Here is a 23,850-nt window from a genome sequence, read left to right on the forward strand (position 1 = left end):
ATGGGACTTCAATCCAAGCATAAAGTAGATTCTTCATTCAGCATGTCTTCGATGACAGACATCATCTTTTTATTGCTGATTTTTTTTATGTTAACTTCCTCATTTATCACGCCATCTGGATTACCGGTAAACCTTCCGTCCAGTGAAACGTCTGATATAGCAATGCAGGAAGTGACCGTGTCGGTTACCAAAGACTTAAAGTACGCGGTCAATGATCGAGTCGTGAGCAGGGACCAAATCAAAGCCGAACTGACCGGTTTGTTATCCGGTAAGCAAGGACAGGTTGTCCTGCATATCGATAAAGAAGTCCCGGTGGAGTATTTGGTTGAAATAGGGGGCATTGCTGCCGGGTTAGAAGCCAATGTATCCATTGCCACAAAACCTTTCTAAAAACATGGAATTCTGGAACGCCGATAGAGTAGAAGAAAAAAACAAAAAACGTGCGGGAATCGTCACCTTGATTTTCAACGTCCTTTTGTTGATTGCCTTCTATTTTATTGTGGTTTGGCAACAGCCCATTCCACCCTTACCTACTTTTGGGCTGGAGTTGAATTTGGGATTTACGCCAACCGGTTCGGGAGATATCAGTAGTGAAAATGCCCCTTCGGAAAGAGTGACTCCTGTGACAGAAAGTTCCGCTCCTGGTGAAATCGCACCTAGCCCCACTTTAGATGCCACTCCAACACCTTCCCCTAAAACCGAGGCCGCTCAACCCAAGAGTAATCCAACTCCTGCCGTTAATCAAGCAGTAACTACCAAGCCTTCTCCTATCCGAGGGGAAAAAAAAGCCACCGAAAACAGTAAAACTCCAGAGCCTAAGAAAGCTGAACCTACCAAAACGGTTGCCACGCCTGCAGAATCAAAGGCTGAAGAAACTACTCAAAAAGCTCCTGAAAAGCCTAAAATTAACGAGCGGGCCTTGATGGGAGCTGGAGGCACAAAAGGAAAAGGCACTCAACCTGCTTCGGGAGGAGCCGAGGGGAGCTCAAAAGAAAAAGGAGATGCGGGTGATCCTAAAGGAACTGTGGATGGCAGAGCCATTATGGGCCAAGGCTCAGGTGAAGGAGTTAATTCGGGTTCGGGATATAGCTTAGATTTGGCAGGCTGGGATTTTGCAGCACGCCCCAATATCAATGACCGGGTTTCTACCCGAAATGGTCGAATCGTTTTTAAGATAACTGTCGATGACAGCGGTCGTGTAGTTCAGGCTGTCCCCTTGGAATATAATGTGTCCAATGATGTATTGGCCTACTATCGTCAAGTGGTCAATCAGATTTCCTTCAAAAAGCAAGGAGGGGCAGTTGCAGATTTTTCGACCGGGAAAATTACCTTTATCGTCAAGGTTGATTAATGAATGAATTATCAGGAAACGCTCGATTTTTTGTATCAAGCGCTACCCATGTTTCAACGTGTGGGCGCTTCCGCATTCAAAAAGGACTTATCAAATACGATCTTGCTTTGTGAATACCTTGGTCATCCTGAGCGGAAAATCAAGTCGGTTCATGTCGCAGGAACCAATGGCAAAGGGAGCTCTTCTCATGCCTTAGCCGCTGTTCTGCAAGCAGCCGGATATAAAACAGGACTGTATACCTCACCTCATTTAAAATCATTTACTGAGCGAATTCGAATTAATGGAATGGAAATTCCAAAAGCAGAAGTCGTTTCCTTTGTTTCCTCTCATAGGCAATTTTTAGAAGCGTTGGCTCCCAGTTTTTTTGAAATGACTGTAGGTATGGCTTTTTGGTATTTTGCCAAGGAGCAAGTCGATATCGCAGTGGTAGAAGTAGGTATGGGAGGAAGGCTAGATAGCACCAATGTGCTTCATCCCACGCTTTCACTCATTACCAATATTGGTTGGGATCACATGCAGTTTCTCGGAGATACCTTAGCGAAAATCGCATACGAAAAAGCAGGAATTATCAAAAAAAATACGCCTGTGGTTATCAGTCAAACACAAGTTGAAACCACACCTGTATTTACTCAAGTTGCCCAAGAAAATAAATCTTCTATTTACTTTTCCGATCAAATCTGGAAAGTAAAGAAAATAGGAAATCTTGCCGGTCAAGCCATCTTTGAGGTTCAAAACCGAAAAGAAAAGAAGGAAGTGAGTTTTGGATTATTGGGGGATTATCAACGGTTTAATTTGCCGGGGATTCTGGAGTCCATCGATCAATTGAGAAATTTAGGTTGGGAGATTTCGGATTTAGCGGTCAAGAAAGGCTTAGCTCAAGTAAGTGATCTCACCGGTTTGAAAGGCAGGTGGCAGATTTTAAGTGAGAATCCTAGGATAATTGCCGACACCGGGCATAATGAACCGGGAATTCGGGAAATTCTCAGTCAATTGAAAACCTATTCCTTTCAAAAACTCTGGATGGTATTGGGAATGGTGCAGGACAAGGACATCAGCAAGATTCTTCAACTGCTGCCCAAAGACGCCACTTATGTTTTTTGCCAAGCTCAAATCCCTCGAGCGCTTGAGGCCGAAGAGCTTGCTTTGCAGGCCAAAAACTTTGGTTTGTCAGGTCAGGTCATTCCCGATGTCAACCAGGCCTTGAATTTTGCTCGAAAAAATGCTGGGAAAGATGATTTGATATTTATCGGAGGGAGTACTTTTGTGGTCGCAGAAATAGAAGAGCTTTAGCATGAGTAGAAAAAAACTGGTTCGCTTTAAACAGAACGAACTCAATCCCAACGTTATACAAGATGGAAAACCTATTTTTGAAACGATTAAAGGAAATTGGAATGAGTTGCAGTTTTTAAATTCAAACCCCATAGTCGTTGAACTTGCTTGTGGACGTGGAGAATTTGCTGTGGGTTTGGCGCGCGTTTTCCCTCAATACAATTTTATCGGAGTAGATATTAAAGGTAGCCGAATTTGGAAAGGAAGCACTACGGCAACCGAGGAAGGGATCCAAAATGTGGCTTTTCTCCGAACTCAAATTCAGCAATTGGATCAATTTTTTGATCAGGAAGAGATTTCTGAGCTATGGATTACTTTTCCGGATCCCTTCCCACGGGATGGCGATGAGAAGCGGAGATTGACTTCTGCTAAATTTCTGGAAATGTATAAACCCTTGATCAAAGCAGGAGGAACTATCCACTTCAAAACTGACAATACCGGACTATTTGATTACAGTTTGGAGCTATTCCAATCCCGATCCGATATCGAAGTTTTGGGATTCACGCACGATTTTTACCAAAGTGAGTGGAAGGACGATCACTTCGGGATTCAAACCCGCTATGAGAAACTATTTTCCGAAAAAGGAGAGAAAATCAAATACCTGAAATTTCGCTTCAAACCAGAATAACCGAATCAAATCTTTCCTAATTGAATCGTTTCCAGGTAAAGCGCTTTAGCCGCTTTTTCCTTAAGGATTTCCGCATCTACGGGCTTATTCATGTAATCATCCATTCCGACGGCCTGCACTCTGTTTTTGCTGGTTTCGGTCGTATCTGCGGTAACAGCGATGATGGGGATTCCCTGATGGGTTTTTCCACCTTTACCTGACCGAATAGCCTGAGTGGCTTCATATCCATCCATTTCGGGCATTTGAAGATCCATGAGGATGAGATCAAATTTTTGCTCATTAAGCAAATCCAAGGCTTCCAAACCATGATTGGCAAAGGCAAACGTCACTCCACTCCATTTTTTCAGGATCGATTTAATCACCAATTGATTGACTCGATTATCTTCGACTACAAGAATTTTTTTACCCACCAGCATCTTATCAGCATCTCGTTTGATGGATTCCAATTTGTCGAGTGGGGCTTTTTCAAGGGTAAGTTTGATCGACACTTGTGTTCCTTTTTGCGGCAAGCTTTGGATCGCGATGTGCCCCTGATGTAAGTCAGTCAAGGCTTTGACGATACAAAGTCCCAAGCCAAAACCTCCAAATTTCCGCTTGTCATCCAATTGTTCCTGAATAAAGGACTCAAAAATCCGATCCAGCTTTTCGGGTTTGATTCCTACGCCTGTATCCTGTATTTCAAAAGCTAACTCTAGGGTATGTTCATTTTCATGAACTGCTGAAAGCAGGAGTTTGATTTCGCCTTCTTGTGTGAATTTTACCGCATTGTTTAGCACGTTTCCCAAAATCTGACGAAAGCGATTGACATCACCCAGAAGTTTTTCAGGAAGCGGAGCCCGCTCCTCGTACACATAACTGATATTTTTATCCCGTGCCTGCTGAAAAGTCAGTGCATTGAGTTCTCCGATGACTTTTCGGGTGGAAAAGACCTTTTTATCCAAAACCAGTTCTCCTTTTTCAATTTTTGAATAGTCCAAAATGTCATCAATAGAGGAAAGTAAAGACAAGCTGGAGTACTTAATGACCTCGAGATTTTCTTTGATGGCCGAATCTTTGATTTCTCCCATAATGCTTTGGGAAAGTCCCAAAATCGCATTCAACGGAGTCCGGAGTTCATGACTGACATTTGACAGAAAAAAAGACTTGATTTCATTGCTCTCTTCAGACTGCTGTAGCGCCATCGTTTGGGCTTTTTCCTTTTCATTTCTTAAAATCCGGATCCGGTTTGCCATGGAGAGGGAAAGGAAGAGAATTTCGATCCCTGTCCCCAGTTTGGCGGAATTTTCAGTAATAAAGGAATTGGGGATCAAACTGAAATTGTTCAGAATAAAAGTCACAAAACCAATCATCAATACCGTGATACCTACCGTAAAAAAGGGATCTGCAGGCTGCTTTTTATAATAACTGATACCCACGCCAATCAAGCAAAGCACGATCAATAAAAAGGCTAAGGCATTGACTAGTGGATAATAGTAGGGTCTGCCCGCATCGAAAATCAAAATGCCACCAATCAGGCCCAAAATGCTTAAATTGACTAGGGTGAAAATACGATTGAGCCCTTTTGAAAATTCCCTCAAACGAATATAGGTTTGGGTGTATCTTCCAAAAAGCAGGGCTGAAAGTGCCGCAAAGAGCAATAAACTGCGATCTGCAAACCAACTGGGTTCTTTGAGGATGTATTGAAAGAAGTACCCGTCCAGGGAAGAGTGAAGTAGTCCTACCGATACGACATAGGCAGCATATAGGATAAAACTACGCTCTTTGATCCCAAAAAAGAAGAACAAGTAGGTAATGGCAGCCAAGCCGAGGAGCCCATAAAAAATCCCGAAAATCAACTGATCCTGATAGGTAGCCAGAACAAGGGCTGTATCATCATAGAGGTTGAGTGGAAGGTTGATGACTTCGCCATCACTTTGCAGTTTAAGGTAAAAGGCCTTGCTTTCTCTTGCTTCTAATTGGATCGGGAAAATTAATTTCCGATGCTCAAAGGCTCGAGCCCAAAATGGGATCATATCCCCATTTTCCTGATAACTAATTATTTGACCATTTTTTATTTCAGCCAAATCTGCTCGATCGGTGATTGGTCTTGCCGATTCCAAAAATAGTTTTTGAGGGTGATTTTGCTCATTTTTGAGTTCAAACCGGACCAGGTAAGTGTGATCGGTAAATCCTAAATTTTCATTGGGAGCAGATAATTTTTCAAAGTTGAAATCTCCCGCTCTGGAAAGGACTTCTTCTAATTCGAGATCTTCTGTTCCAAGGTCTAGGATTTCGGCATCCTGGTAAATCGAAAGTGGATAGCTTGTCGATGGATCATTGGCTTGATGTCCAAAACAACAACTAGCAGAAAGAAGGACTACCGAAAAAACGTTTAAAATAGAATTCATAATAGGGTGATCAAAGCGATAGCTCATTTACGAAGGTTCTAGCCCTGGTGGATTAAATTAAGAAATTAGGTTTTTTGTATTCGGGATTGGGATAGTGGTAAAATCCAGCTCCGGATTTTTCCCCTAACTTCCCTTGATCAATATAGGTTTTTAAAAGACCGGCAAAGGCCTGAGAAGCAGAGTCTTTTCGTGCTTTGGTGACGAGCCAAGCGGTGTCTAAGCCTATTGAGTCGAGAATTCCAAACGGACCCATGGGTAGGTGAAAATTCACCATCCAAGATCGATCAATATCTTCCAGGCTAGCTACTTCTCCAGTCAGAAGTTTTCCTGCGGCTCCGATTAAGGCAATCAGCATACTATTGAAAATATATCCTGGATTTTCCTTTTTGACCAGGACGGGAACCTGATTGAGTGATTTTCCAAATCTTTCTAAAATAGGGATCAAATCGGGGTCGGTGGCAGAATGCGGCATAATATCTATCACTCTGGCGTAAAACACATCATGAAAATGAAGGGCACAGAATTTCTCAGGACGACCCGAAGCCTCCGCCAATTGAGAAGGGAGAAGATAGGAGGTATTGGTAGTGAAAAGCGTGTGATTGGGGGCAATTTCTCCTATTTTTCGCCAGACCTCAAGCTTTACATCCAAGTCTTCTGTCACACTTTCATTAATGATATCAGCTTGAAGGATAGCTTTTTCCATAGCTGAGGTAAAAAGAACCCGAGAAAGGATTTTCTCTGTAGGCTCCTGAATTTTTTCAGTCTTTTCCAGTTGAAGTAAAATCCCTTTCATAACCTGAAAAGAGTTTGACAGCGCTTTTTCCTGAATATCAAAAATCCCCACCTGATAGCCTGAAATGGCCGCTTGCAAGGCTACTCGTGAGCCAAGCGTGCCTGCTCCTAAAATTCCTACGTTTTTAATTTCCATGTTATATTCTTTCTGTTCGAATGCTGGTTTGGGCGAGTTTGCCCGCTGCTTTGACTACCTCGATGAGCGGCGCAAATCGGGAATCGTTCGCCTGTCCTAATTTGTATCGCTTATAAATTTGTTGGGCAATTCCAGCTACTTTGAAAAGCCCAAATACATAGTAAAAAAGCATGTTTTCTAGCGTATGTTTGCTGTTTTTTTCATAGTAGGTGAGGACTTCCTGTCGGGTGAGATTGCCTGAATAATGACTGGCATTGAAAAGCTTGAGAATAGGAGGGTCTTGGTCTTCTGACCAATAAGCTAAGCTTGTCCCTAAATCCATCAAGGGATCGCCGACAGTGGCCATTTCCCAGTCAAGTACCGCTTTGACTTGAATCCCGTCCAATAGATCCAGAACCAAATTGTCGTACTTGTAATCGTTGTGAATGAACGAAACATCCGTGCTGTTGGGAAGATGATCGTGTAGCCAATGGGCTACTTTTTCCAATTCCGGAATTTGATCAGTTTTGGCAGCCTGATACCGCTTGGTCCATCCGATCACTTGCCGCTCCACATAGCCTTTCGGCTTTCCCAAATCAATCAAGCCGGATCTCCGCAAATCCAACTCATGGAGGTCAAGTAGGGAATCGAGCGTTTGGATTGAAAGTTTTTGAAAATCTTTGGAAGTGAGTTTTTCGATTAGAGAAGAATTTGCTCGCAGGATCTTGCCTTCAATAAACTCCATGATGAAAAAAGGAGCTCCCAAAACCGCCTCATTTTCCTCCAGATAGATAACTTTTGGACTTTTGGAATAGCCGGCTTTTTCCAGGGATTGGAGCACCTTATATTCCCGCACCATGTCGTGAGCGGTGCTGATTTTGTATCCATGCGGTGGTCTTCGCAGCGCAAACTTTTGTTGACCGAAAGTCAATTCATAAGTTAGGTTGGAATAGCCACCAGATAAGGGGCTGATTTTGATCTGATCGGGATCCCAATTAAGCTTTTCCTGGAGTCTTTTCGTTAATTGATCAATTTTTTGTCCAGAAATCATGACTGATACTTTTTGAGAATACTTCTGGACAAAGCTGCTTTGTGCACCTCATCTGGGCCATCGTAAATCCGAGCACCTCGCTCATGTCTATACCAGAATGAAAGTAAGGTGTCATCGGTGAGGCCCAGCGCTCCATGAACTTGAATCGCTCGGTCAATTACCTTGGTCAGTACATTGGCTACAAAAAATTTGATGGTGGATATCTCTTCTTTGACTGCTTTGGCCCCGTGAATTTGCACGTTTTTGGCCGTGTCCAACACCATCAGCCGGCTGGCATTGATTTCGGCACGGCTTTCTGCAATCCAGTTTTGAATACTCTGTTTCTCTGATAAGGGTTTTTGGGGACTGAGCATCCGATGAGCGGCGCGCCTACACATCAGATCAAAGGCCCGTTCACAAATCCCAATCCAGCGCATGCAGTGATGAATTCGTCCTGGCCCCAGCCGCTCTTGAGCTAATTTAAACCCCATACCTTCAGTGCCAATCAAGTTTTCCTTTGGTACTTGGCAATTCTCAAACAGTATCTCTCCATGAGAAAGGTAATCTTCTCCCGATTCTCCCATCACAGGAATATTTCTTAAAAGCTTAAATCCCGGAGTATCCAGCGGAACGATAATCATACTTGCCCGCTCGTAGGGTGAGGTGGCTTCTGGATTGGTCACAGCCATAACAATGGTAAACCGAGCCCCATCCGCCCCGGTCGTAAACCATTTTCTCCCATTGATGACATAGTCGTTTCCTTCCAGAATTGCACTGGTGCTCAGGTTTACAGGATTGCTTCCGGCATTTTCGGGTTCAGTCATGGCGAAGCAACTGCGGATTTCTCCTTTTTGAAGCGGATGCAAAAAGTTCACTTTTTGCGAATCAGATCCAAAATGGCTTAACAATTCCATATTTCCGATATCCGGCGCATGGCAGTTGAAAATATAATGCCCTATCGGGCTTTGACCCAAAACCTCCGATATGTAGGCAAATTCAAGAAGGTTTAACCCCAAACCTCCTTCTTTCTCACTGAGGTGAGGATTGAAAAGGTTATTCAATTTGGCTTTTTTTCGTAGCTCATTCAGTTGAGGTAAAAAGGAGCGAAAAGGTCCGTTGACCACCTGAAGGTCGATGGGGAAAAGCTGGCTCTCGACAAAATCCCGATACGTTTGGATCAGCTCAGGTAAACCTTTTCTCAGGCTGATATTTGGTGAGGCATGCATAATCAAATCGTAAAACCGCCATCGGCTGTAAGGATGGCGCCTGTGGTATAGGAAGAGGCGGGAGAGGCGAGAAACAAAGCCATGGCTCCGATTTCATGGGCTGTTCCGGCGCGTTTGATGACGAGTTGCTTTAGGATCATATCCATGATTTTGTCATTGGACCAAAGAGCTTCGGAAAACTTAGTCTGAATCAGTCCTGGGCAAATCGCATTGACTCGAATTTTGGCATCTCCCCATTCTTTGGCATAGACTTTCGTGAGCGAAATCAAAGCAGCTTTGCTGACCGAATAAATTCCCAAACCTGTTTCTGGCGAAAGTCCTCCAATTGAGCTGATATTGATGACTGAAGCGCTAGCTGATTCTCTCAAATAAGGAAAGCAGAGCCGTGTCAATTCAAAGGGGGCTTTCACATTGACGTCCATAATCTTATCAAATGCTTCGAGGCTAGTTTCGTGAACAGGCCCAAAAACAGGGTTACTTGCCGCATTATTGACCAAAATGTCGATTTGTCCATATTTGGAGACGCTTTTCTCCACTAAAGCAGGAAGCTCCTCCATATTTCCCACATTGCAGGCAATTCCTGTAGCCTCATATCCTTTGGCTTTGAGCTGCTCTGCTTTCTCATCGAGTGCCTCTTGTTTTCGGGAACTGATAATGACTTTGGCACCTGCGGCAGCAAAAATTTCTGCAATTCCATATCCAATTCCTTTGCTTGCTCCGGTGATTAATGCTACTTTATCCTGAAGCGAAAAAACGGTTGATAAATCCATTGAATGTCGGGTTAGAATGTCTTTGCTTAAGTTAAAGAAAAAATAACCCGATTGACGATTATCAGAAGGTATATTTAAAGTTTAACCTTAAGAAAAAACGAAGAAATGAAAGAACTTATTTTTGAAGAAACCGGGATGCCTGAAGAGGTTTTGAAAATCAAAGAATCCGAAAGGCCTATACCCAAGGAGCACGAGATACTGGTCAAGGTGACGGCTCGGAATATCAATCCATCCGATATCATGTTTATCCGTGGCATGTACGGGATCAATCCTGTTTTGCCGAGCAGTGCGGGATTTGAAGCCTGTGGAGTAGTTGAAAAAGCAGACCAAGCGGGAAAGTTTGAAGAAGGCACCCGAGTCATGTTTACCACCATCGGAACTTGGCGGGAATACGTGGCCGTCCCGGCTGCAGGTGCGATACCAGTACCCGAGCAAATGCCAGATGAAATTGCCTGTCAGGCTTTTGTCAATCCTATGACCGCCTATGGCATGATTGAAAAATCCGGATTGAAGGAAGGGGATTGGTTACTGATTACTGCCGGGGCCTCGGCTTTCGGCAAATTTGCGATCCAACTGGCCAAAGAAAAGGGAATTAAAGTAGCCGCTACAGTCAGGCAAGAGGAGCAAAAGGACTATTTGAAGAAAATAGGAGCCGATCTGGTGATCAATACCGAAAAGGAAAAGCTTCAAAAAGTCATTGGCGAGCATTGCCAGGAAGGAGTACATGTGGTATTTGATGCGGTGGGAGGAGCGTTGGGAGCACGGGCACTGTCAAGCTTGAGAAAAAAGGGGAGAATGCTGGTTTTTGGAGCTTTGGCTTTGGAAAATATGCCGATCAATAGTGGTTTGTTGATTTTCAAGGGCTTGACCATCGAGGGTTTTTGGCTGAGTAGCTGGATGGAAGAGATTGATTCCAAAACCCGTTCGCAGGCTTTTTTAAAGGTATTTGGTTTTTTGATGAAGGAGGATTCGCAGATTGATATCGCCGGTAAGTTTCCTTTGCACAGTTTCAAAGAAGCCTTGACAGCATACAATCTTCCTGGAAGAAACGGAAAAATTCTGCTGATTGGTTAATTTTTCAGCATTCATTCGGCTAAAAAAAAGGGATTGCCCATCTTTGTACTTTAATTACCAAATCAAAAAAACGCAAAAGAATGAATTGGGACAAGCTGGATAAGGAGCTAACCGAAATTGTGGAAAAGAGAAATCAATTGGCTGCCATGGATTACAGTGATGAGCAGTACGATGACTTGGAAGAGGAAATCCACGATCTAGAAGATGATTTTAATGAAGATTACGAGGATGTCTTGGAGAAGGAACTCGAAAAAATCTACGAAGTCTTGAAATCCGATACCGACATTCTCTTGCCCACAGCCTATATTGCTAATAAATACAAGCCCTTGCTTCCAGATGCCAATGGAATCGTGAGTTATGAAGTCGGAGGGCAGGAGGGAGTGCCGATTGAGTCGGATCAGTTTGACCGACAGGATGTGCGGATTGTCTTGGTACCCAACCCCGCCCGATTTGTGATGCTAATTAATGGGCGTCAGCTGAAAGACCTTTGGAGAAGCCGGTAGCTAGCCGGATTAGACTAAAAATCAATACACCCCGATTGGACGAATAGGTTTGGTCGGGGTGGTTTTTTGTTGGGATTTAGCGGTAATAGGTTTAGTTTAGAATTGTCCAAAAAAGGGACGCCTCAAACCCTTGGAGGGTACGGTCTTTAGCCAAAAAAAAAGCCCCGAAAATCGAGGCTTTAGTTGATCAAAAGGTAGAATTCATATCAAAGGCTTCTAGGTAGTCAGCGACTCGTCGGACAAACATCCCACCTAAGGAACCGTCGACCACCCGGTGGTCGTAGGAATGGGAAAGGAACATTTTGTGACGAATGGCAATTACATCGCCAGTTGGGGTTTCCACTACTGCCGGCTTTTTGACAATCGCACCCACGGCCATGATTGCTACCTGAGGCTGAGGAATGATTGGTGTTCCCATTACATTACCAAATGAACCTACATTGGAAACAGTGTAGGTTCCTCCACTCAAATCGTCGGCAGTGAGTTTATTGGTTCTTGCCCGATTGGCAAGATCATTTACTTTTTTGGAAATCCCGACCAAATTAAGCTGATCGGCATTTTTGATGATCGGTACAATCAAATTGCCGGAAGGAAGCGCTACTGCCATCCCGATATTGATGTCTTTTTTCTTGATAATCCGATCCCCATCCACCGAAATGTTGATCATCGGAAAATCCCGAATCGCCTTGGCTATGGCTTCGATAAAGAAAGGGGTGTAGGTTATCGATTCCCCGTATTTCTGTTTGTAAGCATTTTTATTTTTCTCTCTCCATTGCACGATATGGGTCATATCTGCTTCCACAAAGGAGGTCACGTGAGGAGAGATCCGCTTGGAATCCACCATACGCTGAGCGATCATTTTTCGCATGCGGTCCATTTCGATGATCTCATCAGAAGCCGAGATACTGACTTGAACTTTTGGAGTTTCAGCAATGGAGGGGGCAGGGGCTGCGGGCTGACTAACTGGGGCTTTAGAACCTCTGTTTTTCAAGTAATCCAACATGTCCTGTTTGGTAACTCGATTGTCCTTGCCTGTACCCGGGATCTGGGATAGCTCAGCTGCTCCGATTCCCTCTTCTTTGGCAATGCTCCGTACCAAAGGGGAGTAAAATCGATCATCAGCACTTAGTTGGGCCGATTCACCTCCTGAAATTAAAGACTCGGTATGTGCAGGAGCGGCAGCCACAAGTTCCTCTTTGGGAGAAGGTTTCTCTTCAGAAGTAGCTGCAGCAGTAGAAGGTGCCGAAGAATCTTCCTGGTCTGTCTCGATGATCGCAATCGGTGCTCCCACCGCGATTACATCGCCTTCCTTTGCCAATATCTTTTTAAGCACTCCGCCATGGGTTGCAGGAACTTCAGTATCTACTTTATCAGTGGCAACCTCGAGTACGGATTCATCCTGTTCGATCGAGTCGCCTTCTTTTTTAAGCCAGGTAAGGATGGTGCCCTCTATGATACTTTCGCCCATTTTGGGCATCAGCATTTCTACACTTGCCATACTATTTTTGGTATTTAATTGGGTTTATATTCAAGTTTTAAAATTAAATTTTATCAAACATTGAAACAAGCCTTTAGTATAAAATTTTATTCTTCTATTTTAGATATGAATATTCTCAATAGATTGAGCAAAGCCACTCCAGTGAGTTGAATATTCAGCATTCGATCTTGAGTCAGTTGTAATTTTTTGGTTTTAATTTCCTGACCATTACTTACTGCTATCCAGACCGTTCCCACAGGTTTTTCTTCGCTTCCACCTGCTGGACCGGCGATACCACTGGAGGAAAGTCCGAAATCTGAGTTAAACAGATTTCGCACGCCTTGGGCCATTTCCTGAACAGTTTGCTCACTGACAGCCCCGTGATTTTGGAGGGTTTGGGCGGAAACTCCCAAGATTTTTTCCTTAAACTGATTATGGTAAGGAACCACTGTACCTTGGAAATACGTACTACTTCCTGGGACTGATGTAATTAAGTGGGAGACATATCCGCCACTACAGCTCTCTGCCAAAGCTAGGGTTTTCCCCGAATTCTTCAAAAGTTTACCAATGGCAGTCTCTAGTGTTTCCCCATCAAATCCATAGACGTATTTTTCAATTCGGGGCAAAGCGAGCCGAATTTGATGCTCTACTTCTTCCTTTACTTTTTCAAGCCTTTCCCCAAATCCGGTGAGTCTCAATTTAACATGACCCAATGAGGGAAGGTAGGCCAGTCGAATATGATCAGGAAGTGCATTTTCCCAATCATTGATTAAATCCGAAAGCCAGCTTTCACCGATCCCAGCAGTTTTGATCACTTTATGGTAGATCACCGGCAGTTCAAAAATCTCTTCAAGCTTGGGCAATACAAAGTCGCGCATCAGTTTTTTCATTTCATGGGGCACACCGGGCATGGACATCCAATAGGTGGTGTTTCGCTCAAACCACATTCCTGGCGCAGTGCCTACCTCATTGGGTACATAAGTGCAGCAGGAGGGAAGGTGACCCTGTAGCACATTGAGCGGGGTCATCTCTCGACCACGACGTTTGAAGAAGTCCGTAATCGCTTCGACCGCTTCAGGAACTTCCCGTATCGGGCAATCAAAATACTCGGCAAGTAGCGGCTTGGTGAGATCGTCTTGGGTCGGTCCAAGTCCTCCGGTGATTAAAATCAAATCTGCCCGCTCCTCGGCTTCGGCAAAAGCCTTTAAAATATCGGTTCGGTTGTCTCCCACAGTGCTTTTTCGAATCACGTTGACTCCCTTGAGATCCAATTCCTGAGAGATCCAATGACTGTTGGTATCCACGATCTGCCCATAAAGCAGTTCGTCTCCTATGGCAATAATTTCTGCCTTGATTTGCTTCATTTGTTTATCTGACTTTGGCTTTTCTAAGAATTTTGGAAAAGAGTTTGGGGAAAAAACGCTTGAGATACACGGCCAAGATTTCCTTTCCTCCAATCAATACTTCTTCCTTGTTATGGGTAATGGCCTTGAAGATTTCATCGGCGCAATTCTCTGGGCTCATTCCTTGTTCCTGAGCTTCATCCATTTGATTGAGGGGGGTACCATCTGCTGTCAAGGCATGGATAGAAATCTGGGTACGAATAAATCCGGGACAAAGTAAGGTCACTCCGATTTGATCCTGAAAATGCTCTGCTCTCAGCGTTTCAAAAAAACCGTGCAAAGCATGCTTGGAGGCGGCATAAGCGGATCGATAGGGCGTGCCAAATTTTCCAACCAAACTGGTCACTACCCCAAAATGCCCACTTTGGTTTTGGATAAAGTGAGGGAGGATGGCTTTGGTCAAAGCGACTGTTCCAAAGAAGTTGATTTCCATAAGCTTTCGATCTACCGATAGCCCCGTTTCTTTGATCAAAGATCGCTGACTGATGCCGGCATTGTGCAAGAGCGTATCGACTTTTCCAAAAAAGGAAATCGCCTCTTGGGTTTTAGCGGGCATCACTTCGGGTTTTTCAAGATCTAAGCTTAAAATTTTCACCAGATCGGGAGTAGGACACGCTGCCTTTACCTCTTCCAAGGCTTCCGCATTTCTTGCCGAGAGAATCAAGCGATACCCTGCCTGAGCAAAGCGAAATGCGGCCGCTTTTCCGATTCCGGAGGAGGCACCGGTGATCCAAATCACCTTAAGCTCTTTCATTTGGAGTTCTTGCGTTCGTAATCCACAAACCGGAAAGCATAGCGGTGTTTTTCATCGGTAGGATGATATTCTTCAAAGGTAATTTTCCAATCTTTTGGATCAAACTCCGGAAAATAAGTATCTCCATCCAGTTCGGCTTCCACTTCAGTTAACATTAACTTGTCAGCCATCGGAAGGGTTTGTTTGTAAATTTCTCCACCTCCAATTATAAAAAGCTCTTCCAAATTCAATTTGTTGCAAAAAGTAAAGGCTTCTTCGAAATTCTGGAAGGTGTAATGCCCTTCGGGAACTTCAAAGGTTGAATCGCGGGTGATGACCAGATGGGTTCGGTTGGGTAGCGGTTTTCCCAGCGAAAGAAAGGTTTTTCGGCCCATTAAAATAAAATGTCCGGAAGTGATGGATTTAAAACGTTTGAAATCAGCGGGTAACCTCCATAAAAGGTCGTTTTCTTTTCCGATGACATTATTTTTTGCCCGAGCGGCGATAAGGATTAGCTTCATGCGAAAGAGTAGATGAGGGTGGAAGTTAACTTGATTGCCCGGTTAATAAAAATGAATTTTGATGACGAGTAAATTTGAAAAGAAAAGGCAATGAAAAATCATCGCCTTTTTTAGTTTTTAAAAAGATGGTCTTTCTTATTTTTCTTCCATTCCTTCCATTACATTGGGATATTCAGCCATGGTTAGTGTTTTAGGACTGTTCATTTCAATTTCTATGACATTCATTTCTACCGTGCTGCCGTCCACATCGGTAAAGGTCATCGCCATAAAATCACCGGTAGGAAGATTGCTGAATCGCTTGGCATATTTTTCTTTTGTCGCGTTTTTCATCATGGGACTATTCATGCCCCAAAATGCCGTCAATCCTTCGATGGGCTCCTGAGTAATCCAGTAATTTCCTTCACCATCCTCGCTTTTGACATAATATTCATCGCAGATGTAGCCTAGGATAGTTTTGGTATTTCCGGTTTTTTCAAAGGTGACATCTTGTTCTTCAATTTGATTATCCACTTCTTGATCGACTAGGCTCTCTGCGTCCATTTTATAAGCAAAACTGTTTTTGCTGCCTTCATTATCCATAAAAATGATGGATGCTTTGTTTTTGGTGTCAAAAACCAGGGTAGAAACCGCCTCATTGGATTTGGGATCAGAAATTTCCATGCCGATGTATTCGTTTGGCGTTAATAGGGATTTCATTTGTACGGGATCCTCTGCCTTGCCTTTGGGGTTTTTTGAAATGACCTCCATGGTCATGTAGCCTGTAAAGTCATAGCTTTCTTGGGTATCTACCGGTTCACCCATTCCGGCCATGATGGCTTCCATGTCCATCGCGATGGGACTGGATTCATTTTCTCCCCAAGTGCTGATTTGTTTTTCGATTTGTCGCTGAACGAGCTTATTGACTTCTTCTTCCGTTTTTTTGGCTAAGGCATTTTCTGCTCCCTGCTGGGCAGCTTGCTTGAGTTTTTTGATTAATTGTGCTTCTACCGTGGTACTTGTCAGAAGTAGAATAGGTAGAAAAATATAAAGTAGCCTTTTCATAGTTTATTAGGTTAAAACGTTAATTATAACTTATCTCAAGTTCCATAAAATTTGGTTGATTAAAAAATTATTCATCGAAATATGATGAATTGAAATGAAGAATTGGGGTTTTCCGCATTTCATGTTAAAAGGGAATGACCACGAGTTTACGAATAAAGGTAGAGCGGAAGAATTTGGTAAACTCTATCCTCTGAAATTTCCTGCTGATAGACGCAGCAAAACTCCCAGTTTATGGCAGATTCTTCATGCACATCTTCAAGGGTTTTAATCAACTGACGGACCTAATTCTTTGAAGAGATCCGATTTCCCCGAAGAAAATCCGCAGTTTTCATTCTTTTTTTGCCTTCTAGTTGAAGTTCTAAAATTTCCAACGGAACGGTCCCCGTTCCAATCAAAAAGACATTTTTGCCCTCTGACCAAAATTCCCCAGGCTTCAGCTTTCTCTTTTCTTCAGAAATTCGGGTCTTGTAAAACTTCCAAACCTTTCCCTCAAATTCTGCCCAGGCAGCAGGATAGGGAGAGAGTCCCCTGACTAAATTGTGAATGGATACAGCGTCCTGATTCCAATCGATTTTCCCGGTTTCCTTAAAAATTTTTGGGGCATGATGTCGAGCCTTGCTTTCATCTTGCACCTTCGACTCAACCTCATCTTTGGCTATTGCTTCGACCGTCTTTAACACCAAGTTCGAACCCACTTTCATCAATTTTTCATAGACCGAACCCAAATCATCCTGGTCAAGAATCGGAACTTTCTCTTGAAAAATGATACTTCCTGTGTCGATTTCATGCTTGAGAAAAAAAGTCGTCACTCCGGTTTCTTTTTCTCCGTTGATAATCGCCCAATTGATCGGGGCAGCCCCCCGATAGTCGGGCAGGAGAGAGGCATGGAGATTGAACGTGCCCATTGGGGGCATACTCCAAACTGATTCGGGAAGCATACGAAATGCTACCACAATCTGAAGATCAGCTTTTAAGTCGCGCAATTCCTGCTGGAATTCCGGGTTTTTAAGATTGGTGGGTTGGAGAATGTTCAGACCGAGATGTTCAGCAGCTTGTTTCACTGGCGAAGCCACGAGTTTTTGCCCACGTCCCTGTGGCTTATCCGGAGCCGTAATCACTCCGACAATATTGCAACCTGCTTCCACCAATTTTTCCAAGGCAGGTACCGCAAACTCCGGCGTCCCCATATAAACGATTCGTAATTCTTCTTTTGACTTCACTACTTTATTCAACATTCCCAATTCAGTTTTACGCTATGATAAGCTCTCCCTTCTTTTCCATTCCGGAATTAAACGACCAAAAATCAGCCCGAAAGCTCGGTTTAACTGGTCTTCGGTCTTGAGTCTCCTCCTTTTATTCGTAAATCAAATACTTCTCCCGTTTCTGCTTATATTCCTTTAAACCTGCTTTCCAGCTTTCCCGGATTTCTGCCTCAGTTTTTCCCGCTAAAATCTGTTTTTTCAGTTCGTCGGTTCCTGCCAATGTATTGAAGAAATTAGTGAAAAATTTCTCTCTCATCCCCGATTTTTGGTAGGCGTCCAGCAAATAGTTGAGTGTAAATTGATGATTCATGGATTCTCCTCGAAGATCCACCCCGTAGCAAAGTTGGTCTTGATGAGGTGGGGTTTTGGACATGCCCTCAATGGAGACTGGGGTGAAGGTGAATTCTCCGAATTTAGGGTCAGGATAGCCATACATTTGAAATGGATCGTAGGTGCCACGTCCCAAGGACATTACCGTTCCTTCGAACAAACAAGTACTAGGATATAATTTGATGGCCAAATCACTCGGTAAATTTGGGGAAGGTTTTACAGGAAGAGGGTATGCTTGATCCCGAGTCCAATTGGACACGGGGATCACTTCCAAATCCGTTGAAACCCCTCCTTTAAGCCATTTTTCTCCATTGATCATTTGAGCTAATTCCCCTACGGTCAAGCCATGAACCACTGGAATTGGGTGCATGCCCACAAAAGATTCATAACCCGGTTTGAGCATCGGGCCGTCCACATAGCCTCCATTGGGATTGGGGCGGTCAAAAATAATCATTTTTTTCCCCTGTTCTGCACAGGCTTCCATCACATAATGCATCGTACTGATGTAAGTAAAAAAGCGAGCTCCCACATCCTGGAGGTCAAAAATAATCACATCGAGATCCTGAATTTGATTGGCAGTCGGTTTTTTGTTCGTGCCATAAAGTGATATGATCGGTAATCCTGTTTTTTGATCGATGCTATTATCCACTTTTTCTCCGGCATCGGCAGTGCCCCGAAATCCATGCTCGGGTACAAACACTTTTTTGATCTGGATGCCTTTTTCTAATAAAAAATCAACCACATGTTTATTGTCCGATTGGGGCAGGATGGAGGTTTGATTTCCGACTAAGCCTACTTTTTTGCCTTGAAGCATAGGGAGATACAAGTTACTTTGCTCCGCTCCAGTGAGGATTTGGGCAAGACTGTCCGTGGTAGTAAACGTGGCTAAGAGCAAAAGCCCTATCAAAAAGTGAGAAAGAAATGCGTTTTTCATATGCTTCATAGTATTTTGCGCTGCGTTTAGACAAATTAAATCACTCTCTTGAACCTTTCCTATTTCATAGCCAAAAGAATCAGTTTTAAAGGCGGCGGAGGTTTTTCCAAAACCATTCACCGGATTGCCGTGGGGAGCTTGGCCTTAGGGTTAGGGGTTTCGCTTTTGTCATTCATGGTTTTGGGTGGATTCCAAAAAACGGTTTCAGAGCGGGTGTACGGATTTACAGGACATTATCAAATCCAGCGCTTCAGCATGAGTAATGCCTTTGAAGAATTGCCATTTTCGCAAGATTCTGAATTTGCTACGAAAAAGTCCGAATTACCTTTTGTTGAGAAAACCCAATCATTTGCTCATAAAGCCGCGCTGATTAAAGGAGAAGAAGAGGTAGAAGGCGTTTTGATGAAGGGAGTTGGGCTGGATTTTGATACGCTGGCATTTAGCCAATACCTCATCGAAGGTCGGATGATTCAGATTCCCCGGGAAGGAACTTCCAATGAAATTATGCTGAGCCGATACATCGCTAATCGGCTTAAATTGGAGGTTGGGGATCGGATTATTCTCTATTTCGTACAAGATCCACCACGCTATCGCCGAGTGGAAGTAGTGGGGATTTACGAGACCTTTTTGGAAAATTTTGATGAAAAAATCGTCATCGGAGAACTTCAAACTATTCGAAATCTGAATGGTTGGAAAGCTGATCAAATCGGAGGAATGGAAGTTTTTGTCAATCCGGGTCCCAGCGAAGAATTGAGTTTTGCCCTAGAAGAGATTTTGGATTTGGACCTGAAGCTAATCAATTCACAAGAAAAATATTTAGAAATTTTTGATTGGCTTAAGTTGCTGGATACCAATGTTTACGTCTTTATCAGTTTAATCGGATTTGTTGCTATTTTTAACATGGGAGCAATCCTGTTTATTTTGATCATGGAGCGTACACAGATGATTGGTTTACTCAAGGCACTCGGTGCCAAAAACGCTCAAATCCGTCGGATATTTTTCTGGAATGGCATGCGAATTCTGGGTCGAGGATTGCTTATTGGGAATGCTATGGGTCTGGGTTTTGGATTTTTGCAATATAACTTTCGACTGATTCCGTTGGAAGCTGAAAGTTACTACATGAGCTATGTTCCTATTGATTGGAATTGGCCAGTTTTTGTGCTGTTGAATTTGGGGATTGCAGGCTTGACTGCGCTGGTGCTGTGGATTCCTGTGGTAGTTATTTCGCGGGTGAACCCCATTCAATCGATTCGTTTTGATTGAGTTTGTAGGGGGAAAAAAGACTTTTGATTTTCATCCAAATCACCCCGAAAACGGCTTCTTTAAAGATTCCTTTGCTCATTTTTGAAGTCCCTTTGGTTCGGTCGGTGAAAATAATGGGGACCTCGGTGATTTTAAAGCCCAATTTCCAAGCCGTGAATTTCATCTCAATTTGGAATGCATAACCGATAAAGCGAATATTGTCCAAAACAATGCCTTCTAAAACCGAACGATGATAGCATTTAAATCCTGCCGTAGCATCCTTGATGGGTAGTCCGGTTATAAATTTGACATAAACCGAGGCAAAATAGGACATCAGCACCCGGCCGATGGGCCAGTTAACCACATTGACGCCAGTAATGTAGCGGGAACCGATTGCTAGATCAAAACCATCCACTGCACAGGCTTTATATAGTCTAACCAGATCTTTTGGGTCATGTGAAAAGTCTGCATCCATTTCAAAAATGTAATCATACCCTTTATTCAATGCCCACTTGAAACCCAAAATATAAGCCGTTCCCAAGCCTAATTTCCCCTTTCGCTCCAAAAGGTGGAGCCTGTCGGGAAATTGATGTTGATGATCTTGTACGATTTGGGCAGTGCCATCCGGTGAAGCATCGTCAATAATCAACAACTCAAAAAAGTCCTCTAATCCCATCACTTTATGGATCATCTCAGCAATGTTTTCACATTCGTTGTAAGTAGGAATGATGACGAGTTTGCGGTGTTTCATATTCTTAGCAAAGGTCAAAAGTAAGGGATAGTAGGAGTTTTTGAAGAATGGTGCTTGCAAATTTTACTTAAAAGCTACATTTGTGGCAAAATTCACCCTATGACTTCCAAAATCGCCATCGTCAGTTACTTTTCTACTGGAGCTTATGATACCAATACAGTCAATGAAGACGAGATCCTTTCGGGAATATTGACTGATTTAGGATTTTCTAATGATATTGTTCCCTGGTCCGATCCCCAGGTAGATTGGTCCCAGTATTCCACCCTTTTGATCAAGTCGGTCTGGGATTATTTTGATTATTATCCGGAGTTTTTGGATTGGCTGGATAAAATAAAAGCACTTGGGATTCCGGTTTTGAATGATTTGGATACCATCCGCTGGAATAGCTCAAAATCCTATTTGCTCGAAATTGCCGATAAAGGGTTTCCAGTGATTGCGGGGATGCTTTTGGAAAAGGGAAAGTTGCCCCACGTGGAATCGATTCGGGCGCAAATCCAAAAGGAAACTGTCGTCATTAAACCGTTGGTCAGTGGTGGAGCCAAAAATACGTTTAAAATTTCCCTTTCGGATTGGGATAGTTTCTTACCCAAATTGATGTCCTTGTTGGAAGAGGAGGCTTTTTTGGTTCAGCCATTTGTAAAAGAGGTCGCCGAAGTCGGGGAGTATTCTCTGATCTTCTTGAATGGCGTATTTTCACATGCGGTACTGAAGAGGCCAGCTAAGGCAGACTTTAGAGTCCAACATTATTTCGGAGGGACTATTCAAGTCATTGAACCGGAATCTCAACTGCTGGAATCTGCCAAACGGTTGATTCGGGAATTTGGACCAAATACCCTTTACGCACGAGTAGACGGTGTGCTTGTTTCCGGTGAATTTCAGTTGATGGAATTAGAATTGATCGAGCCTTATTTGTTTTTGGCCTTGACTCCGGAGGCAATCCCTAATTATATCCAAGCACTCAGTGATCGCCTGCTCTGATCAGCTGCAGAGCTCCAAGTAACTTTGGGCAAAATCTGAGCCTTTGCTTGCAGCCTCTTGAATAAATTGACAGCCCTGAGAATCTCCCAATTGCTTCAGGCAAATGCCTTTTTTGGCAAGTGCCTCTACGTGATTGGGATTTTGTTTCAAAACTGCTTCAAAATCCTCTAAAGCCCATTCGTAATATTCCGCTCTCATCAAAGCAAAGCCTCGATTATATCGACCTACCGCATTGTTAGGTTCGAAATTTACATAGGTGTTAAACGATGCGGCACAGCCTAAGATATCTCCTCGGAAAGCTCTTGCCATGCCGAGGTAAAAGTGAAGCTTGGCATCTTTCTGGTTGATTTCACGGGCTTTCATCAAGAACTCCTCGGAAAGACTGTAGTTTTCATTGACCAGCAAAGTTCTGCCTAAAAGATAGAGTATTTCGTAATCTTCAGGATCTTTATTGGCTGCATTGAGTAAGGCAAGCTCTGCGTCTTTATAGTTTTTTTGGTTAAAATAAATTTTTCCTATACCCGCAAAGGCTTGAGCATAGTCTCGATCCAAGGCGATAATTCGCTCATAATCCTTAATGGCTTCCGGAATCCGATCGAGTTCCTCGTAGGCTCTTGCCCTGAGGTGAAGGGCTTTAAGATCAGTCACATTGAAAAACAGGTAATTGTCTAGTTTGGAAACCACCTCTTCGTAAGCTTGGTTTTTAAACAAAATTTCAGCTTCGTTTAAGGTAGACTGACAGGCACTTAGCCAAAAAGATATCAGAGCAATAGTTGGTATATGAATTTTTCGTAGCATGACGTAATAAACAAAAAAATAAAGGGATAGAAAATATTTTTTTGAAATATTTTTTATCCCTTTCCATTCCTTTACAATCAAAGCACCCCTTTGGTTGAGGGCAACTGGTCTAAATTCATGGGATCTTTTTGAACGGCCATTTTGATTGCTCGGGCCAGTCCTTTAAAAATCGCTTCAATTTTATGGTGCTCGTTTTCGCCTTCTGCTTTGATATTTAGGTTGCATTTCGCTGTATCGGAAAAGGACTTGAAGAAATGGTAAAACATCTCAGTAGGCATTTCGCCAATTTTTTCGCGATTGAATTTAGCATCCCAAACACACCAGGGTCTTCCGCCAAAATCGATGGCAACCTGGGCCAGAACATCATCCATCGGCAGCAGAAAACCGTAGCGATAAATGCCTTTTTTATCTCCGAGTGCCTTCGAATAAGCTTCACCCAATGCCAAGGCTGTATCCTCAATGGTATGATGCTCGTCGATGTGAAGATCTCCCTTTACTTGGATTTCCAAGTCGGTTGAACCATGCTTTCCTAGTTGTTCCAGCATGTGATCAAAGAAATGCAAGCCCGTTGAAATTTTACATGTACCACTTCCATCTAGGTTCAGTTTGATGTAAATATCAGTTTCTGAAGTGGTTCGTTTGACTTCCGCCACTCGAGGTGGAAATTTCAGAAATCGGTAAATTTCATCCCAATCTCGGGAGGAAAATTCAGCATCTTCCTGGTTTTCACCAATAAAAATGGCTTTAGCTCCTAGATTTTTTGCGAGTTGAATATCGGTCAACCGATCCCCGATAACATAACTTGCCGCCAAATCATACTCCTCTGAGAAATATTCTTGAAGCAATCCAGTACCGGGTTTCCTGGTGGGGAGATTTTCATGCTCAAAGCTTTTGTCAATATGAATGGCTTTGAAAAGGACATTTTCCTGCTCCAAGGTTTTGAGCATCTTATACTGTGCCGGCCAAAAATCCTTTTCAGGAAAGGAATCTGTACCCAATCCATCCTGATTGGTCACCATGACCAATTCAAAATCCGTTTCCTCGGCTATCTTGCGAAGGTTGGAAATTGCCTTGGGGATGAATTCCAGTTTCTCCAAACTATCAACCTGAAAGTCCGTGGGAGGCTCCTTGATGATGGTTCCGTCCCGATCGATAAATAATACTTTTTTCTTCAT

23 protein-coding genes are annotated in these 23,850 nt (G+C 43.3%); 8 read left to right on the forward strand and 15 right to left on the reverse strand.

Annotated elements, in window-relative coordinates; translation table 11 throughout:
• Genes Q0L00_RS00430 through trmB form a run of 4 tightly spaced genes read left to right on the forward strand, consistent with a single transcriptional unit; the run spans position 1 to position 3,308 of the window.
• Positions 1 to 390: a biopolymer transporter ExbD gene (locus Q0L00_RS00430; RefSeq protein ID WP_297334879.1), complete on the forward strand. Its 390-nt coding sequence runs from the start codon at positions 1 to 3 to the stop codon at positions 388 to 390.
• A 4-nt stretch (positions 391 to 394) separates the two neighbouring features.
• The gene (locus Q0L00_RS00435; protein ID WP_297334880.1) at positions 395 to 1,351 is read left to right on the forward strand and encodes an energy transducer TonB; all 957 of its coding nucleotides are present in this window, start codon (positions 395 to 397) and stop codon (positions 1,349 to 1,351) included.
• A 3-nt stretch (positions 1,352 to 1,354) separates the two neighbouring features.
• Positions 1,355 to 2,641, forward strand: coding sequence for a folylpolyglutamate synthase/dihydrofolate synthase family protein (locus Q0L00_RS00440; protein WP_297334881.1), 1,287 nt, complete (start codon positions 1,355 to 1,357; stop codon positions 2,639 to 2,641).
• A gap of 1 nt (position 2,642) precedes the next feature.
• Positions 2,643 to 3,308, forward strand: coding sequence for a tRNA (guanosine(46)-N7)-methyltransferase TrmB (gene trmB / locus Q0L00_RS00445; protein ID WP_297334882.1), 666 nt, complete (start codon positions 2,643 to 2,645; stop codon positions 3,306 to 3,308).
• A 5-nt stretch (positions 3,309 to 3,313) separates the two neighbouring features.
• Here trmB and Q0L00_RS00450 read toward each other — a convergent pair whose 3' ends face one another.
• Genes Q0L00_RS00450 through Q0L00_RS00470 form a run of 5 tightly spaced genes read right to left on the reverse strand, consistent with a single transcriptional unit; the run spans position 3,314 to position 9,628 of the window.
• Complete coding sequence (locus Q0L00_RS00450; RefSeq protein WP_297334883.1) at positions 3,314 to 5,695, reverse strand: hybrid sensor histidine kinase/response regulator; 2,382 nt, start codon at positions 5,693 to 5,695, stop codon at positions 3,314 to 3,316.
• 52 nt (positions 5,696 to 5,747) lie between these two features.
• Positions 5,748 to 6,623 (reverse strand): 3-hydroxyacyl-CoA dehydrogenase, encoded by an 876-nt coding sequence (locus Q0L00_RS00455; protein WP_297334884.1) that lies wholly within the window; start codon positions 6,621 to 6,623, stop codon positions 5,748 to 5,750.
• A gap of 1 nt (position 6,624) precedes the next feature.
• Complete coding sequence (locus Q0L00_RS00460; RefSeq protein WP_297334885.1) at positions 6,625 to 7,653, reverse strand: phosphotransferase family protein; 1,029 nt, start codon at positions 7,651 to 7,653, stop codon at positions 6,625 to 6,627.
• Entirely contained in the window at positions 7,650 to 8,858 is a 1,209-nt protein-coding gene (locus tag Q0L00_RS00465) for an acyl-CoA dehydrogenase family protein (protein WP_297334886.1), read from the reverse strand. The genes Q0L00_RS00460 and Q0L00_RS00465 overlap by 4 nt, the downstream gene beginning before the upstream one ends.
• A 2-nt stretch (positions 8,859 to 8,860) precedes the next feature.
• Positions 8,861 to 9,628 carry a glucose 1-dehydrogenase gene (locus Q0L00_RS00470; protein WP_297334887.1) on the reverse strand — a complete coding sequence of 256 codons (768 nt, stop codon included), beginning with the start codon at positions 9,626 to 9,628 and terminating at the stop codon, positions 8,861 to 8,863.
• Between the two features lie 105 nt (positions 9,629 to 9,733).
• Here Q0L00_RS00470 and Q0L00_RS00475 point away from each other — a divergent pair, with 105 nt between their 5' ends.
• Positions 9,734 to 10,702: a zinc-dependent alcohol dehydrogenase family protein gene (locus Q0L00_RS00475; RefSeq protein WP_297334888.1), complete on the forward strand. Its 969-nt coding sequence runs from the start codon at positions 9,734 to 9,736 to the stop codon at positions 10,700 to 10,702.
• 80 nt (positions 10,703 to 10,782) lie between these two features.
• Positions 10,783 to 11,205: a hypothetical protein gene (locus tag Q0L00_RS00480; protein ID WP_297334889.1), complete on the forward strand. Its 423-nt coding sequence runs from the start codon at positions 10,783 to 10,785 to the stop codon at positions 11,203 to 11,205.
• A gap of 187 nt (positions 11,206 to 11,392) precedes the next feature.
• Here Q0L00_RS00480 and Q0L00_RS00485 read toward each other — a convergent pair whose 3' ends face one another.
• From Q0L00_RS00485 to Q0L00_RS00515, 7 genes are all read right to left on the reverse strand, one after another.
• Complete coding sequence (locus Q0L00_RS00485; RefSeq protein WP_297334890.1) at positions 11,393 to 12,703, reverse strand: dihydrolipoamide acetyltransferase family protein; 1,311 nt, start codon at positions 12,701 to 12,703, stop codon at positions 11,393 to 11,395.
• Positions 12,704 to 12,789: 86 nt separating this feature from the next.
• Positions 12,790 to 14,046, reverse strand: a complete 1,257-nt coding sequence (locus tag Q0L00_RS00490) for a competence/damage-inducible protein A (RefSeq protein WP_297334891.1) — start codon at positions 14,044 to 14,046, stop codon at positions 12,790 to 12,792.
• Positions 14,047 to 14,050: 4 nt separating this feature from the next.
• Positions 14,051 to 14,839: an SDR family oxidoreductase gene (locus Q0L00_RS00495; RefSeq protein WP_297334892.1), complete on the reverse strand. Its 789-nt coding sequence runs from the start codon at positions 14,837 to 14,839 to the stop codon at positions 14,051 to 14,053.
• Positions 14,836 to 15,339 carry a dihydrofolate reductase gene (locus Q0L00_RS00500; RefSeq protein WP_297334893.1) on the reverse strand — a complete coding sequence of 168 codons (504 nt, stop codon included), beginning with the start codon at positions 15,337 to 15,339 and terminating at the stop codon, positions 14,836 to 14,838. The genes Q0L00_RS00495 and Q0L00_RS00500 overlap by 4 nt, the downstream gene beginning before the upstream one ends.
• 135 nt (positions 15,340 to 15,474) lie before the next feature.
• Positions 15,475 to 16,380 (reverse strand): DUF4412 domain-containing protein, encoded by a 906-nt coding sequence (locus Q0L00_RS00505; RefSeq protein ID WP_297334894.1) that lies wholly within the window; start codon positions 16,378 to 16,380, stop codon positions 15,475 to 15,477.
• Between the two features lie 281 nt (positions 16,381 to 16,661).
• Entirely contained in the window at positions 16,662 to 17,615 is a 954-nt protein-coding gene (fmt, locus tag Q0L00_RS00510; protein WP_297334895.1) for a methionyl-tRNA formyltransferase, read from the reverse strand.
• Between the two features lie 118 nt (positions 17,616 to 17,733).
• Positions 17,734 to 18,915, reverse strand: a complete 1,182-nt coding sequence (locus tag Q0L00_RS00515; protein WP_297334896.1) for a DUF1343 domain-containing protein — start codon at positions 18,913 to 18,915, stop codon at positions 17,734 to 17,736.
• A 39-nt stretch (positions 18,916 to 18,954) separates the two neighbouring features.
• Between Q0L00_RS00515 and Q0L00_RS00520 the strand changes: the two genes are divergently transcribed.
• A complete protein-coding gene (locus tag Q0L00_RS00520; protein ID WP_297334897.1) occupies positions 18,955 to 20,169 on the forward strand; it encodes an FtsX-like permease family protein in 1,215 nt (404 codons plus the stop codon).
• Here Q0L00_RS00520 and Q0L00_RS00525 read toward each other — a convergent pair.
• Positions 20,126 to 20,899, reverse strand: coding sequence for a polyprenol monophosphomannose synthase (locus Q0L00_RS00525; RefSeq protein ID WP_297334898.1), 774 nt, complete (start codon positions 20,897 to 20,899; stop codon positions 20,126 to 20,128). The two genes, Q0L00_RS00520 and Q0L00_RS00525, sit on opposite strands and share 44 nt — an antisense overlap.
• Before the next feature lie 99 nt (positions 20,900 to 20,998).
• Between Q0L00_RS00525 and Q0L00_RS00530 the strand changes: the two genes are divergently transcribed.
• Positions 20,999 to 21,877 carry a glutathione synthetase gene (locus Q0L00_RS00530; RefSeq protein WP_297334899.1) on the forward strand — a complete coding sequence of 293 codons (879 nt, stop codon included), beginning with the start codon at positions 20,999 to 21,001 and terminating at the stop codon, positions 21,875 to 21,877.
• On the opposite strand, the gene Q0L00_RS00535 is transcribed toward Q0L00_RS00530, so the two are convergent.
• Both Q0L00_RS00535 and hisB read right to left on the reverse strand, forming a co-directional pair.
• Positions 21,878 to 22,675 carry a tetratricopeptide repeat protein gene (locus tag Q0L00_RS00535; protein WP_297334900.1) on the reverse strand — a complete coding sequence of 266 codons (798 nt, stop codon included), beginning with the start codon at positions 22,673 to 22,675 and terminating at the stop codon, positions 21,878 to 21,880. It abuts the gene before it with no gap.
• A gap of 77 nt (positions 22,676 to 22,752) precedes the next feature.
• Positions 22,753 to 23,850 carry a bifunctional histidinol-phosphatase/imidazoleglycerol-phosphate dehydratase HisB gene (gene hisB / locus Q0L00_RS00540; protein WP_297334901.1) on the reverse strand — a complete coding sequence of 366 codons (1,098 nt, stop codon included), beginning with the start codon at positions 23,848 to 23,850 and terminating at the stop codon, positions 22,753 to 22,755.

Origin of the sequence: Algoriphagus sp., from assembly GCF_024305035.1 — a bacterium.
Lineage (GTDB): Bacteria > Bacteroidota > Bacteroidia > Cytophagales > Cyclobacteriaceae > Algoriphagus.

What these genes read in the sequence shown, in the direction of transcription:
- Q0L00_RS00430 (WP_297334879.1), top strand. Translation starts at nt 1, where the DNA reads ATGGGACTTCAATCCAAGCATAAAGTAGATTCTTCATTCAGCATGTCT.
- Q0L00_RS00435 (WP_297334880.1), top strand. Translation starts at nt 395, where the DNA reads ATGGAATTCTGGAACGCCGATAGAGTAGAAGAAAAAAACAAAAAACGT.
- Q0L00_RS00440 (WP_297334881.1), top strand. Translation starts at nt 1,355, where the DNA reads ATGAATTATCAGGAAACGCTCGATTTTTTGTATCAAGCGCTACCCATG.
- trmB (WP_297334882.1), top strand. Translation starts at nt 2,643, where the DNA reads ATGAGTAGAAAAAAACTGGTTCGCTTTAAACAGAACGAACTCAATCCC.
- Q0L00_RS00450 (WP_297334883.1), bottom strand. Translation starts at nt 5,695, where the DNA reads ATGAATTCTATTTTAAACGTTTTTTCGGTAGTCCTTCTTTCTGCTAGT.
- Q0L00_RS00455 (WP_297334884.1), bottom strand. Translation starts at nt 6,623, where the DNA reads ATGGAAATTAAAAACGTAGGAATTTTAGGAGCAGGCACGCTTGGCTCA.
- Q0L00_RS00460 (WP_297334885.1), bottom strand. Translation starts at nt 7,653, where the DNA reads ATGATTTCTGGACAAAAAATTGATCAATTAACGAAAAGACTCCAGGAA.
- Q0L00_RS00465 (WP_297334886.1), bottom strand. Translation starts at nt 8,858, where the DNA reads ATGCATGCCTCACCAAATATCAGCCTGAGAAAAGGTTTACCTGAGCTG.
- Q0L00_RS00470 (WP_297334887.1), bottom strand. Translation starts at nt 9,628, where the DNA reads ATGGATTTATCAACCGTTTTTTCGCTTCAGGATAAAGTAGCATTAATC.
- Q0L00_RS00475 (WP_297334888.1), top strand. Translation starts at nt 9,734, where the DNA reads ATGAAAGAACTTATTTTTGAAGAAACCGGGATGCCTGAAGAGGTTTTG.
- Q0L00_RS00480 (WP_297334889.1), top strand. Translation starts at nt 10,783, where the DNA reads ATGAATTGGGACAAGCTGGATAAGGAGCTAACCGAAATTGTGGAAAAG.
- Q0L00_RS00485 (WP_297334890.1), bottom strand. Translation starts at nt 12,703, where the DNA reads ATGGCAAGTGTAGAAATGCTGATGCCCAAAATGGGCGAAAGTATCATA.
- Q0L00_RS00490 (WP_297334891.1), bottom strand. Translation starts at nt 14,046, where the DNA reads ATGAAGCAAATCAAGGCAGAAATTATTGCCATAGGAGACGAACTGCTT.
- Q0L00_RS00495 (WP_297334892.1), bottom strand. Translation starts at nt 14,839, where the DNA reads ATGAAAGAGCTTAAGGTGATTTGGATCACCGGTGCCTCCTCCGGAATC.
- Q0L00_RS00500 (WP_297334893.1), bottom strand. Translation starts at nt 15,339, where the DNA reads ATGAAGCTAATCCTTATCGCCGCTCGGGCAAAAAATAATGTCATCGGA.
- Q0L00_RS00505 (WP_297334894.1), bottom strand. Translation starts at nt 16,380, where the DNA reads ATGAAAAGGCTACTTTATATTTTTCTACCTATTCTACTTCTGACAAGT.
- fmt (WP_297334895.1), bottom strand. Translation starts at nt 17,615, where the DNA reads ATGTTGAATAAAGTAGTGAAGTCAAAAGAAGAATTACGAATCGTTTAT.
- Q0L00_RS00515 (WP_297334896.1), bottom strand. Translation starts at nt 18,915, where the DNA reads ATGAAGCATATGAAAAACGCATTTCTTTCTCACTTTTTGATAGGGCTT.
- Q0L00_RS00525 (WP_297334898.1), bottom strand. Translation starts at nt 20,899, where the DNA reads ATGAAACACCGCAAACTCGTCATCATTCCTACTTACAACGAATGTGAA.
- Q0L00_RS00530 (WP_297334899.1), top strand. Translation starts at nt 20,999, where the DNA reads ATGACTTCCAAAATCGCCATCGTCAGTTACTTTTCTACTGGAGCTTAT.
- Q0L00_RS00535 (WP_297334900.1), bottom strand. Translation starts at nt 22,675, where the DNA reads ATGCTACGAAAAATTCATATACCAACTATTGCTCTGATATCTTTTTGG.
- hisB (WP_297334901.1), bottom strand. Translation starts at nt 23,850, where the DNA reads ATGAAGAAAAAAGTATTATTTATCGATCGGGACGGAACCATCATCAAG.